The organism is Mycobacterium asiaticum (assembly GCF_001673635.1).
In the GTDB taxonomy this organism is placed as follows: domain Bacteria; phylum Actinomycetota; class Actinomycetes; order Mycobacteriales; family Mycobacteriaceae; genus Mycobacterium; species Mycobacterium asiaticum_C.
In genome coordinates, this window is the sequence record NZ_LZMH01000031.1 from 54,345 (window position 1) to 67,716 (window position 13,372).

A 13,372-nucleotide genomic window follows, 5' to 3' on the forward strand; every position below is an offset into this window, starting at 1 on the left:
CGCACGGTTACCGCGCGGCCTCGGCCATGTACTCCCGGATCGAGTCGGCCACGAATTCGAGCATCGGGATAGTAAGGCCTGGGTAGGTGCCTATCCAGAAGTTGCGGTTCATCACGATGTCGGTGTTGGTGAGGTCTCCGACGATCCTGAAATCCACGTGCCGGTAGGCCGGCTGTTTGACGAGGTTGCCGGCGAAGAGCTGTCGGAAACCGATCTTGCGCTCGTTGAGGAACTGCATGAACTTTGTGCGGTCCGCGGGATGCTCGGGATCAAGCGTGATCGGGAAGCCGAACCAGGACGGGTCCGACTTGGGCGTGGCGACCGGCAGGATGAGGCCCTCGACCTCGGTCAGCCGGGAGGTCAGGTAGTCGAAGTTCTCCTTGCGTGCCTGCACGAATCCATCGAGCTTGTTAAGCTGCGAAAGACCAAGCGCGGCTTGCATATCCGTGGCCTTCAGGTTGTAGCCGATATGGCTGTAGATGTACTTGTGGTCGTAACCTCTGGGCAAGTCCCCTAGTTGCCATTCGAAGCGCTTCTCGCAGGTGTTGTCTTTTCCTGGTGCGCAGTAGCAGTCCCGGCCCCAGTCGCGGAAGGATTCAACCTGCTTGCGCACCAGCGGCGACTTGACGAACACCGCACCGCCCTCGCCGGTCGTGATGTGATGCGCTGGGTAGAAGCTCACTGTCGCGGTGTCGCCGAAGCTGCCGGTTCGTTTGCCGTCGTAGGTCGAGCCGAGCGCGTCGCACGAGTCTTCGATCAGCCATAGGCCGTGCTTGTCGCACAACTCCCGCACGGTGTCCAAGTCGAAGGGATTGCCCAGCGTATGAGCCATCATGATGGCCCGTGTCTTGGGTCCCACGGCCTCACGCAGGCGTTCCGGGATCGCATCGTAGGTGCCGAGCTCGATGTCTACGACTACCGGGCGCATGCCGTTCTGAATGATCGGGTTGACCGTGGTGGGGAAGCCCGCGGCCACGGTGAGCACCTCGTCGCCGGGCTGCAGGGGCCGTTTGCCGAACCGCTTCTTGTTACCGGCGAGCTTGGGGCTGGTCAGCGCGCTGAGAGCGCAAAGATTGGCGCTTGACCCGCTGTTGACGAAGACGGCGTCCCGGGCCCCGACATAGCGGGAAAGCGCACGCTCGAACAGCGGATGGAACCGACCTGCGGTCAACCAGCCGTCGAGGGACGCGTCGACCAGCGCTGCGAAGTCTTCCGGGTCAAGCACTTTGCCCGACACTGGAACCGGTGTGACTCCCTGGACGAAGTCGGATGGTGCGAGCTTGCGCTTCGCGTAGCTGCGAACCGCTGCGAGAATATCTTCGCGATCCTCCTCGAGCCCGCCGTCCCCAATATCGGTATCGAGTCTAGAAATGGGATCTCCTCAGGATTGTGTACTTCACATGCTAGGTAGCGCCCCCGAAAACCCCGCCGGGCGCGTCACGGCATTGCTAGTGTGTCACCTGCGCGACGCTGCGTCAGCGAAACCGCGCTGGGGAAACCATCGCCTTGAGATTGGAACGTTGGTCATGAAAGCCGTGCTCCTTGCCGGTGGGCTTGGCACGCGCATGCGTGAGGAGACTGAATTCCGTCCCAAGCCGATGGTCGAGGTTGGTGGCCGGCCGGTGCTCTGGCACATCATGAAAATTCTTGGCCATCACGGCTTTTGTGAGTTCGTCGTATGCACCGGCTACAAAAGCGAGTACATCAAGAGCTACTTCTCGAACTATGGCGTGGCTAATCTCGACTTCACCATCACCTTGGGTGATCAGTCCAGCATCCGCTATCACGGCTCGCACGACGAATTCAATTGGCAGGTGACCGTCGCCGACACCGGGCTGAATACGATGACGGGCGGCCGGATCAAGCGCATCCAAAAGTATGTGGGCGACGAGGCGTTCCTGTGCACCTACGGCGACGGCATCGCCAACGTTGACATCCCGGCGCTGCTGCAGTTCCACCGCGCGCACGGCAAGATCGCCACCGTGACGGCCACCCAGCCGATGAGCCGGTTTGGGGTCATCGACTTGGAGCAGGACGGTGCAGTGGCCAAGTTCCGCGAGAAGCCGCAGACCGAAGACTGGATAAACATCGGCTACTTCATCTTCGAGCCAGGAGTGTTCGACTATCTGGAGGGCGACGAGACGGTGCTAGAGGAGAAGCCGCTGCTCCGACTCGCCGAAGACCGCCAGATTGCAGCGTTTCCTCACCACGGGTTCTGGCAACCGATGGATACCTTCCGCGAATCGCAGCTGCTGAACAAACTATGGAACAGCGAAAAGCCGCCATGGAAGGTCTGGGAGTGAACGGGATGGGAGTGAAGAAGAAGATCGCAGTCATCGCCCCCGCCTACAACGAAAGCGAATGCGTCGAGGAGCTGGCTCGCCAGCTGGCCGCGGTGTTCGACTCCGAGCCGACGTATGACTTCGAGGCAATCATCGTGGAAAATGGTTCGACCGATGACACGATGGAAAAGCTGCTCGCCATTCACGCCGCGGATCCGCGGTTCAAGATCTTGAAGCTGGCTCGCAACTTTCGCATGGATGGCGGCCTGACCGCAGGCCTGAACTCGGTCGACGCCGACGCCGTCGTGCTGATGACCGCCGACCTGCAGGACCCGCCCGAGTTCATCCCAGAAATGATTCGCGCGTGGGAGCAGGGCTACGAAAACGTCTACGGAGTGGTCACCGAGCGGGGCGGCGTGGGCCCTATCCGGCGAATGAACTCCCAATTGTTCTACTGGCTGGCCGGCCGGCTCACCGACGACCGAATCACCCGCAACGCCAGTGATTTTCGCTTGGTCGACCGAAAGGTCTACGAGGCGGTTCGCTCGATGGACGAGCGCAACCGGTTCGTCCGTGGGCTGTTCTCCTGGGTGGGCTTTAAGTCAATCGGGCTTCCGATGAAGCGGGCGCCCCGCTTCGCCGGGGAATCCAAGGCGTACAGCCTGAAAGTGATTGATCTGGCAGGCAAGGGGATCCTTGCCCATTCCTATGTGCCGCTTCGGCTTATCACCCTCACTGGGTTCGTGTTAAGTGCGATCGCAGCGTTCGCCGTGCTGTTGCTTGCCGTGCGCTTCGTCTTCTACGGGGTGCCTTTTCCGGGCTTCGGCTCAATCATCTGCGTAACACTCGTCGGCTTCGGTGTCGTAACGTTGCTTTTGGGGGTCGTCGGTGAGTACCTCGCACTCATATATGAAGAGGTCAAGCAACGCCCCAACTTCGTCGTAAGCCAGAAGGTGGGTATGTGACAAGCGCCTCGAAACCCCCTTCGAGACATAAGAAGTACTCGGACCAGCTCACTAACTGGCTGGTTGATGCCGGCTACACACACTGCTTCTTCGTGGCCGGCGGCAACATAATGCACTTGCTTGATTCGGTGCGCACCCAGATGGTGTGCGTGCCGTTCGTACACGAGGTGGGCGCGGCGATAGCCGCGGAGTACTTCAACGCTTCCCGCGATGAGGACACTGGCCGTGCGCTGGTGTTGGTGACGGCCGGTCCTGGAATTACCAATGCGCTAACGGGAATTGCGGGCGCTTGGCAGGAGAGCCGCGAATTGCTTGTCCTTGGTGGACAAGTCAAGAGCACCGATCTGAGCCACGGTCTGGTCCGCCAACGGGGCATCCAGGAAATCGACGGAGTGGCTCTGGTGAGCAGTGTCACCAAGCGCGCCTTGCGAATTGAGCGGCCGGTCGCACGTAACAGCATCCTGGAAGCCGTGCTCGACGGCCGCACACCCCGACAGGGGCCGGTGTTTATTGAAATCTGCCTGGACGCGCAGGCAGCACCACCCCTACCGGACCAAGATCTAGTCGCGATGCCTGAGGCAAGCGCACTTCCGAAGGTGCCGGCAGGGGACGTCGAACAGGCTTTGGCTCTCCTGCGGCAGTCGAAGCGTCCGGTCATCCTCATCGGGGGCGGGGTGGGCCGCCGAGCCGTGCGCGCGTTGGACCATCGGACCGTAACCGCCGGTATTCCAATCATGACGACCTGGAACGGCGCCGACCGGGTTCCGACCGAACATCCCTTGTACTCCGGCCGTCCGAACACCTGGGGACAGCGTGCGGCGAACATCCTCATTCAGCAGGCGGATCTCGTGGTTGCCGTCGGTACCCGCCTCGGACTGCAGCAGACGGGTTTCGCCTGGGAGCAGTTCGTACCTGTCGGGCGAGTGGTCCAGGTCGACATCGACGCCGCCGAACTCGAGAAAGGACATCCCCGCATCGACCTCGCACTGCGGGGGGACGCCGATCACTTCCTGGCTGAGCTGTACGAGGCCGACCTGGGAGATCCTCTGCGGTGGCAGCCGTGGCGGGAATTCATCGCGTCAGTCCGCGCCGAGTTGCCGCTCAATGATCCGCAGAACGTCACGGCTCCTGGCTACGTGAAACCCTACGAGTTCGCGATGCGATTAGCCGAGGTCGTGGCGCCGAATGCCATCGTGCTGCCAAGCAGTAGCGGGGGCTCTTTCAGTGTCGCCATGCAGGCTCTGCAGCTGCGTGCCGGCCAGAAACTCATCACGAACAAGTCGCTCGCAAGCATGGGTTACGGGTTGTCCGGGGCGATAGGGGCGGCACTGGCCAACCCCCACCATCAGGTGGTCCTGAGCGAGGGGGACGGTGGATTCGCCCAGAATTTACAGGAACTCGGCACGCTCGCTGCCACGAGAGCGAATCTCAAAGTCTTCATCCTGGACAACAACGGTTACGGGTCGATCAGGATGACCCAACGCAACTATTTCGGTGGCGCGTGGATCGGTTGCGACGCACAGACCGGGCTTGGTCTGCCGGAATGGGAGGTCCTGGCGCGCGCATACGGGATCCCGTTCGCCCGCCTCGACGCTGAGTTCGGCCTGGATGCACCTGCCGTGCGTTCATTGCTGGAAGCTAACGGTCCGGCGCTCATCGTGGTGCCCATCGACCCCGAGCAGACCTACTATCCGAAGATCACCTCGGCAGTGCAGCCCGACGGCTCGATGAAGTCAAACCCCCTGCACCGGATGAGTCCCGACCTCCCTGCCGATATCGAGGAGCGGGTGACCATCCATCTAGCCGCTGCGGTGCGGCCCGTCCGGGCGGGCTCACCCGCTGGCTCCTAATCATCAATTCCTGCCCCAATTTGGCCACGGGGCTGGATGACCGACGCCTAGAATCTAGAGATTTGTTGGAAGTTTTAGCGGGGAGGCAATGTGAACAAAACCGAACGGAAGATGTCTGAAATCTTGCGGGAGGGCAAGGACAAGCACGGCATTGTCAGCGTCAAGGCTGAGTTCGAGGCGGAAGGGACTCGTATCGATGAGTTGCTGCGTCTCGTCGACATCGCGCGCTCCGCTGGCCTCCCTTTGACCGTCAAAATCGGCGGCTGCGAGGCCATGCGTGACCTCCTAGAGGCCAAACAGATCGGTGTGCGCTACATCGTCGCGCCGATGGTTGAGACGCCCTACGCTCTGACGAAGTACATCGCGGCCAAAAACACGGTGTACGACGAGGACGAGGAATTAGACACCGACTTTTTGTTCAACCTAGAGACGATCACAGGTTTCAATAATCTCGATGAGATGCTTGAGACAGCCAAGAAAGGTCGCGGCGTTCACGGCATCGTGTTCGGACGGGTGGACTTCACCGGATCACTCGGCCAGACCCGCGAAACCATCAACAGCCCCGAAATCACCAAGTACGTGCTTACGGTTGCCGAAAAGGCGAAGCAGGCCGGTCTTGACCTGGTCCTTGGTGGTGCGATTTCGAGTGACACGTTGGACACAATCCGCGAGGTTGCCAATGTGCACCTGACGCGCTTCGAGACCCGCAAGGTCGTGTTCGACGGCTCGGCCGGCACCTTCGACTCGATCGCAGATGGGCTGCTGAACGCGGTACATTTCGAGTTGCTGTGGCTGCTGAACAAGCGTGACTACTACGGCCACATAACCGACGAGGACGCCAAGCGCATCGAAATGCTCGACGCACGTTGGAAGGTCCTTAACCACAACTGAGCTCGCGGGTCCACCTAGATTCCCAGTCCGACCTTTTAGCCTTAATGGCGTGTTCCCGGTGAATGAGTCCAGCTTGTTTTAGAGTTCTGTGGCCCGAGATCGGGTCGGAAGGGACGATGAAATGCATGGCTGGTCGCAAGCGCCATTCCGCGGAAGACGTGGTGCGCAAGTTGCGCCGCCCGGTTGAGCTGGCTGCTGAAGGCAAGACTGGCGAGGAGTCGCCGCCGAACTGGGTGTCTTCGCGGCCACGCTGTACAAACTGGCGCCGCGCCTATGACGGCATGGACACCGATGCCGCCAAAGAGCTGCGGGAGTTGCGGGAGCAGAACGCCCGGTTGAAGAGGCTGCTGGCCGAGGCCGAGCTTTAGAAGGACGCGCCGCGGGAGGTCGCCAGGGAAAATTCTGAGCCCAGCTGCCAAGCGCCGCGCCGTGGACATGCTCACCGTCACGCTGAGCATGACGGAACGGTTGGCGTGCAGAGCCGTTGAGCTTGCCCGCTCCACCTACCGCCGCCTGCCTGCGGCACAGACCCCGGATGATCCAAACGCCCAGACGCGGGCCTGGCTGCGGCCTACGCCACCAAACACCCTGCCATGGGTTCCGGCGCGCTTGGGCGGCGTTGCGCTACGACGAGGGGCTCGAGGTCAAAAGAAAAAGATCCACCGACCGTGGCGAGAGGAGGGCCTACAGGTCAAGATCCGGTCGCCGCGTGCAAGCGGCCCGGGGTGTCCTCGGTCCCGCCCGTGGCGGCTGATTCGCCGAACGTGGTATTGGCGATCGACTTCCAGTTCCACTCCACCACCGACGGCAAGGCCATCCAGATCGCCTCGATGATCGACAAGCACACCCGCGAGTCGCTGCTGATCATCGTGGAGCGCTCGATTACCGCCGAGCGCCTCGTCACCAAACTCGAAACAGCGTTCGCAATGGCCGGCGGGCCGCCGAAGGTCCTGTTGATGGACAACGGGCCGGAGCTGGTTTCCCAAGCGCTGCAACGGTTCTTGCGAGAACAAGACCGGGTTGCTCTACATCCCACCAGGATGCCCATGGGTTAACGGCTACATCGAATCGTTCAACAACCGGCTACTTAAGGAGTGCCTCAACCGCGACCACTGGAACACCCTGTTCGAGGCCCGCGTGTCATCGGCGACTTCAAGCACGAACACAATCACCGACACCGCCGTTCAACGCTGGGCTACCGCACACCGCCCGAGTACGCTTCGGCCTGCAGACACAACCACACCCTGCGAGATCAACTGAATCCGAATCAACAACCCGACTCTAGAAAGGGGTGGGTTCAGTAACGGGGACTCGCCATTAGAGCTTGCGTCCACTTGTGGCGGATCCCCTCAAAGCCGTTGCGATCTTCAGCGTCAACTTGCCCGTGCGCACGAAGCTCTGGCGGCCCTTCAGCGTGTACACGGCGTGGCGACGAAGAAGAGACGCGGTCGAATACCGGGCTTTTTTTCTTCAGCAACTTTCGTCGCCCCCGGTTGCGGTTTTTTCCTCACCCACCAGAACAGCGGCGCTCTACAAGCGTGGGCCCAACGAATGCCGCCATCCGACAGTCAAGCACTGCGGCGTCGATCTGGGCGCCCACGGACACGAGTCGGCTTGGGGAGACTCGTGTCGTTGCCGCCCCTCCTAACACATCGGAGTCCGGCACCTGCGGGCAGCGCTTGGTACCCCAGCCGCAATTAGTGTTGTTGTTCCCATCTTGGCGACCGCACCAATGCGACCAAGTGGATGATGATTCCGACCAGAGGGCCAGCCAGTAGGGCGATGATAGTGCGCGCATCGAGCGCCATCGGCAGGAGCAGCAACAAAGTCGACGTGACCGTCGCACCGAGCCAGCCGAAAGAATACGCTCGGTGCAGAGCGGCCGCAGCCGTGGCGGCACCTGTGAGCGTCAGCATGGCGATGGAAACAGCCGCCACCATCAACCAAACGAGTAAGGCCCTGCTGGCCTGGTAGTCAGGACCAAATCCGGCTCGCAGCAACCACGGGCCAGCTAGCCCTACAGCCAGCACACCGACTACGCCGATCCCCCCAATAATCAAAGCCGGGCGGATCAGGGCCCGAAGCCGCTCGGCTTGTTCGTCGACAAAATGGGCAATCAAATTGCTCTGCATTCCGCTCAGCGGGACCAGGAGCGGGGCGCGGGTCAAGGTGACCGCCAGGATGATCACTCCACCGCTTGCGCCTAATCGGTCCGACGTAGCCTTCAGCAGCACTGGGAAACCCATGACTAGGATTGCGCTGGCACCGGCGGCGGTGATCGAATGACCGGCGCCACGCAAAAACGTCCCCATCGCAGTCGGCGTTAGCAACCGGGCCGTTTCTCGTGCGGCCGGCGATGCCAGCAGCACGAGCAGCCATGCGACCGAACCTGCGGCGGTGGCCCACAAGTAACCTGCAACGCCCCAACCGATCACGAACGCCGCGGCAGCGACTGCCAGCCGACTCAGGCCGTCGGTAACCATCATGGCTCCGTACTGGCCCCACCGATTAGCGCCAGCCAGCATCCCTAGCAACGCGGCATTCAGACAGAACCCGGCAACCCCAAACCCTAGTAGCCCCACTGATAACCAGCGCGATTCCACGAATATGTGTCGGCTCCAAAGGGGCGAAGTGCCCGCAATCGCGGCGGCAGCAACGAAGCCGATCACTATGGCGGCCCTTAATGGACTGGTATGACGGCTAGCCACGACGCCGGTGTTGCAGCCGGAACGAATTTCACGTGTCGTTTCTTGCATCAACCCGTTGGTTGCACCGGTGAACAATCCGAAGGTTCCCCAGAACACGGCGAATACTGAAAACCCAGTCGGCGCCAGGGCACGAGCTGCTAGGTAGATAACTGAGTAAAGACCTATTGCCGTCAGTGCCGTCGCAAGTCCAACCCGGGCGACGCTGGCTCGCGTGATCGCCCCGTTGGAAGCCGCAGTGTCGCTGACTCCAGTCATCGGCGGGATACTTCGGCCGCTGTGAAGAACGAGATCCGCCCGAAAGACCAGAGTTTCGACCCATAAGCGCGAGTGCCAAACATGAGCCTCTTCACGTTCACCACTGCGGCGGCTGCCTTCTCGTTCATTGCGAGACGTGCAGGGCCGCAACGCAGCATAGCTGGACGGCCGTTGATGGACGAGTTGGTCACGCTTCCTGCTCTAGTTGGCTTGTGCGGGCCCGCCTCGCTGCATCTGTTATCGGCGACGTTCACCGGACCGAAAACCACTTCGTTCAGAAGATCCGGTCACGACCAAAATGCAATCACGCGTGCGAGGTTCATTCGTGAAGCGACGAAGGTGTTCAGCGGAACCTCCGCCAACCGGACCGGTGGACCTTGCTTACGGGTTGTTCGACGGTACGCATCATGAAGGACTGTGTGGATATCGTCCAGACTACGGAATCAGTGGATGATCCGCGGAGCAATCAAATTTCTGATAACGAAGATGCGGATCGACGCGGGTAATGGGACGACGTCGAGGGGCACAACCGCGCGGCTGGGCCGTGAGAGCGGACTTGGGAAGGCGACTGCAGGCCGGACTCGTCTGAGTCCGTGGCGCGCAACCCCATCCATGCTGCGCACACTCGCATCTCTTCATGCGGCAGCGTTCGAATCGACAGACCTTGATACTGTCGGCACCAGCGCGACGGGAGTGCGCAGGAGCCAAGTCGAAGGTTTCTAGACGGGTGAAGGTCAGGTGTCGGGACAAGTTCTGGTAACTGGAGGCACCGGTGCGGCCGGCGGGGCGACTGTCAAATGGCTGCTACGGATGGGAGCCGACATCGTAGTCCTGGCCCGGCGCACTCCGCTGGTGCCGGTGCCGGGCGTAAGGTACGTGGTCGGCGATATCCAACATTCAGAAGCCGTATCGCGAGCGATCGCGCATTGCGACGCGGTCGCCCACTTTGCGTGGACCACCCCGACACTCGGAAGTGCAGTCAATACCGAAGACAACGACATCGGCGGTATCGCCACGTTGCTCCGTGCGATGACCGACCACGATTGCCGCAGGGTGCTGTTCGCATCCTCAATCTCTGTTTACGGCGGCCAGCCCGCCCATCCGCAACCGTTCACCGAAGATGAGCCGCCGCGCCCCGCAGCGTCGCTGCAGTATGAGCAAAACAAGCTACGCGCGGAAAAAATGATTGCAGAGTCCGGCATCGAGTGGGTGAATGTGCGGCCTACCGTAACCGTCGGACGGTCTGTGTGGAGCGGCCCGGCCAATATGTTCCGGCAGCCGGTGGTGGTCAGTCCGAGCCGCAAGGCGCGCATGCAGCTGATCCATATCGACGACGTCGGCCGATTCTGCGCGTCGGCTGTCCTGGGCGGGCCTACCGGGACCGTCAACCTCAACGCCGACGATCCGCTTACATTTGCCGAGATTGCTGACATCGTAGAAAAACCGCTTGTCAAATCGGGCAAGCGGTTCTCGCGCGCATTGGCCAGTCTCATCGCGAGAACAAGCAGATTTGACAGCGTGCCCGACCGGATCAAGCTTCTGTCGTGTTACCCACTCGGAGACACCCGAAAGTTGCGCCAGGATTTCGGCTTTACATGCGCTTACAGCTCAGCAGAAGCCGCAGCCGACATGACTGACTCGTCGTCGGCTGCCTGGACAGTCGGCTCGCGTTCTATCCGCAAGCCGAGCCGTCTGGCGACACCGGTCATCCACCCCCGCGAGACATCTGCTTCCGACGGAAGCGCGGTGCAGATCGTACCGCCGGAGTACACCGGAGAATTCGACAACGTCACCGGCGATCCCGCGCTGCCGGAGTGGACTGCGGCAAATTTGGCTGAGGCGTTTCCAGGGCCGATGACGCCATTCTCGCTCGGCCTCGCCAATCGCATCATGCTGAGTGGGGCGAACCAGTTCGAACTGATTTTTCCCTTGAAACCAGAGCTGGCCTGGACGGTAAGTACCAAGAAGGTCGGCACGATCGGACACCGCCTCTACAACAACTTGACGGTGATGAAGGAATTGGCCAAAGCCATTCCCGGCCAGACTCCCGAAAGCATCGAGCATGAGGTGAACGGCACCGCTTTACCTGACGGCTATCGTTCGCCGCCGATAACGATTGCCGACGCATTCATGGGCGCCCGCACAGTCCTTAAAAGCGGCCCGCAGATCGCCGGTCTAGGGCACGAGGTCTCCAACATGGAGCGCCGAGTCGCGCGACTCGTGTCCGACCGCCCAAGTCTGCGGACGATCACCGATCAGAAATTGCTTGCACGCATCGAATTGGTGACCGACATGGTCGTTCGCGCATGGGACATCAACCAAATGAACACCGCCGTGGCCGTTCCCCCAATGAATCTCATCGCGCAGCGCTACGGGGACGACGTAGCGATGAATCTGCGCACCGGCACGAAAACCCTGCGCAGCGCCGTCCTCCTGAGCGGTGTGCTAGAACTCGCTGAGATCGCAGCGACAGATGCGCGATTGCGCCAGCTCATCGAAGACAGCCCCCGCGAATTGGTGCTGGACAGGCTGCGCAGCGATGCCCCGACATTCCACGCCAAATTTGACCGCCTCGTGCGGGAATGCGGGCATCGGGGGCCCGGCGAGACGGAACTGAGTAACCCCGTCTACGCGGATGCGCCGGAACTGCTTCTTCGCTCGATCGTCGGCAGCATCCGCAGTTCCAGTACAAGTCCTTCGATCTCGGCACCGAGTCTCTTGCATCGCACGCTGATCCGTGTCGCCCTTGGGGCCATCGAGCGACGGGAACGCGGGCGCGACGCGTGCATGCGCATCACTTATGAGGTTCGGCTTGCTTTGCGAGAATGGGGTCGGCGGCTGGCCGAGCGGGGGACCCTAGAGTCTATTGACGACGTACACTACCTTTCGATAGGCGAAATATATTGTCCGCCCGCTAATTCCAGAGAGTTGGTCGCCAGACGCCGGGCTGAGCGGACGCGGCTTGCAGCGCTAGACTTCCCAATTTATTTCCATCAGCCGTGGAGTCCATCCGCCCAGGACACCATCAGTGCAAACCAAGTCATCAATGGGCTTGGCGCATCGCCGGGCTTTGCTCGTGGCAAGGTGCGAATCATGGCAGAGGCCGACGACGACTTCGAACCCGGAGAGATTCTGGTTGCCAACGCCACCGACACCGGGTGGACGCCTTTCTTCGGCTGCGCGGCTGCTGTGGTTACCAACGTCGGCGACATGATGTCGCACTCGGCGATCGTGGCCCGCGAGTTTGGGGTGCCCGCCGTCGTCAACACGCTGACCGCGACCCAGCGTCTCAAGGATGGCCAGGTAGTCGAAGTTGATGGCACCGCGGGCACCATCCGCATTATCGACGGATCACAAGACATAGCGTAGAACGGCCATTCGCAAGTTTCACCGGCCGGGCCGTATCACTCCAGTGCGCTTTGCCATACTGTCCCCATGGCCCGTCTCCACCGACTCGTGTACAACCCTGTCGCCTACCGCATTGTGCATACCCCATCCGTAAGGAGTTTCTTGGCGAAGTACTGGTACCCCTTCGTAACCCAACGTGACGACGAAGAGCTGTTCATCAACTACGGGTACGACGAGGATCCTCCGATGGCGTTGCCACTTGAGGCGAGCGACGAAGCCAACCGGTACTCAATTCAGCTGTACCACCGCACGGCCACGCAAACGGATCTTTCCGGAAAGCGAGTGCTGGAGGTCGGTTGCGGCCACGGAGGCGGAGCCTCGTACATCATGCGCACGTTGCACCCAGCCTCCTACACCGGACTTGATTTAAATCCCGCCGGCGTTGCCTTCTGCCGGGAAAGGCACATTCTGCCTGGCCTTGACTTCGTCGAGGGCGATGCCGAGGACCTACCGTTTCCCGCTGAATCCTTCGATGCGGTGATCAATATCCAATCGGCGAATCTATACCCCCACTTTTCTCGCTTCCTCGATGAAGTGGCGCGCGTGCTGCGTCCGGGAGGGCATTTCCTGTATACCGATTTTCGTCCCAAGGTCCGTATTCCCGAGTGGGAGGAGGCCTTGTCAGATGCCCCAATGCGATTGGTCTCTCGCACCGACATTGAAAAGCAAGTTCTGCGGGGATTAGAAAACACTCTGAAGTCGCAGCCGACGCCGCGCGTACCAAGATTGATGCGCGGCGCGGCTCGCAAGGCCGCCGCCCTCCAGGGCTCATGGCTTCAAAGTGCGGTCCAAAGCGGGGACTACGCGTACCGAATCTACTGCTTTGTCAAGGAGTAAGGCATTCCCTTGCCCAGCCATCGCGATTAGGTCGTAACGCTGAGCACGAAATGCAGATCGGTTGACAACCCCCCACCTTGCGGCGACCGCGCGAACGGCCCCTCAGCTGACTATGACAACTCCGGGGCGGCAGATGATTTGGCTAATCTCGACATGAAGAAGCCTGCAATCTCACA

At 61.0% G+C, this 13,372-nt stretch carries 8 protein-coding genes and 1 pseudogene; 7 read left to right on the forward strand and 2 right to left on the reverse strand.

The window, feature by feature from the left end; genetic code table 11:
- Nucleotides 1-7: 7 nt before the first annotated feature.
- Entirely contained in the window at nucleotides 8-1,351 is a 1,344-nt protein-coding gene (gene rfbH / locus A5645_RS07660; RefSeq protein WP_065129094.1) for a lipopolysaccharide biosynthesis protein RfbH, read from the reverse strand.
- Nucleotides 1,352-1,526: 175 nt separating this feature from the next.
- On the opposite strand from rfbH, the gene rfbF reads away from it, so the two are divergent.
- The 5 genes and pseudogenes from rfbF to A5645_RS27610 all read left to right on the forward strand — a co-directional run.
- Nucleotides 1,527-2,303 carry a glucose-1-phosphate cytidylyltransferase gene (rfbF, locus tag A5645_RS07665; RefSeq protein WP_065129095.1) on the forward strand — a complete coding sequence of 259 codons (777 nt, stop codon included), beginning with the start codon at nucleotides 1,527-1,529 and terminating at the stop codon, nucleotides 2,301-2,303.
- 5 nt (nucleotides 2,304-2,308) lie between these two features.
- The gene (locus A5645_RS07670; RefSeq protein ID WP_065129096.1) at nucleotides 2,309-3,247 is read left to right on the forward strand and encodes a glycosyltransferase family 2 protein; all 939 of its coding nucleotides are present in this window, start codon (nucleotides 2,309-2,311) and stop codon (nucleotides 3,245-3,247) included.
- Nucleotides 3,244-5,097, forward strand: a complete 1,854-nt coding sequence (locus A5645_RS07675) for a thiamine pyrophosphate-binding protein (RefSeq protein WP_065129097.1) — start codon at nucleotides 3,244-3,246, stop codon at nucleotides 5,095-5,097. Before A5645_RS07670 ends, A5645_RS07675 begins: the two co-directional genes overlap by 4 nt.
- A gap of 90 nt (nucleotides 5,098-5,187) precedes the next feature.
- Nucleotides 5,188-5,988, forward strand: a complete 801-nt coding sequence (locus A5645_RS07680) for an aldolase/citrate lyase family protein (protein ID WP_081288223.1) — start codon at nucleotides 5,188-5,190, stop codon at nucleotides 5,986-5,988.
- Between the two features lie 125 nt (nucleotides 5,989-6,113).
- A pseudogene (locus A5645_RS27610) lies at nucleotides 6,114-7,223 on the forward strand (IS3 family transposase); the annotation flags it as partial.
- Nucleotides 7,224-7,685: 462 nt separating this feature from the next.
- On the opposite strand, the gene A5645_RS07695 reads toward A5645_RS27610, so the two are convergent.
- A complete protein-coding gene (locus A5645_RS07695; protein ID WP_065129099.1) occupies nucleotides 7,686-8,951 on the reverse strand; it encodes a hypothetical protein in 1,266 nt (421 codons plus the stop codon).
- A gap of 738 nt (nucleotides 8,952-9,689) precedes the next feature.
- Here A5645_RS07695 and A5645_RS07700 point away from each other — a divergent pair.
- Nucleotides 9,690-12,320, forward strand: coding sequence for a PEP-utilizing enzyme (locus A5645_RS07700; protein WP_065129101.1), 2,631 nt, complete (start codon nucleotides 9,690-9,692; stop codon nucleotides 12,318-12,320).
- 66 nt (nucleotides 12,321-12,386) lie between these two features.
- Complete coding sequence (locus tag A5645_RS07705; RefSeq protein ID WP_065129102.1) at nucleotides 12,387-13,196, forward strand: phthiotriol/phenolphthiotriol dimycocerosates methyltransferase; 810 nt, start codon at nucleotides 12,387-12,389, stop codon at nucleotides 13,194-13,196.
- The last annotated feature ends 176 nt before the right edge of the window (nucleotides 13,197-13,372 follow it).

Bases quoted from the DNA above. Each gene is read 5' to 3' on its own strand.
- rfbF (WP_065129095.1), top strand. From the start codon at position 1,527: ATGAAAGCCGTGCTCCTTGCCGGTGGGCTTGGCACGCGCATGCGTGAG.
- A5645_RS07670 (WP_065129096.1), top strand. From the start codon at position 2,309: ATGGGAGTGAAGAAGAAGATCGCAGTCATCGCCCCCGCCTACAACGAA.
- A5645_RS07695 (WP_065129099.1), bottom strand. From the start codon at position 8,951: ATGACTGGAGTCAGCGACACTGCGGCTTCCAACGGGGCGATCACGCGA.
- A5645_RS07705 (WP_065129102.1), top strand. From the start codon at position 12,387: ATGGCCCGTCTCCACCGACTCGTGTACAACCCTGTCGCCTACCGCATT.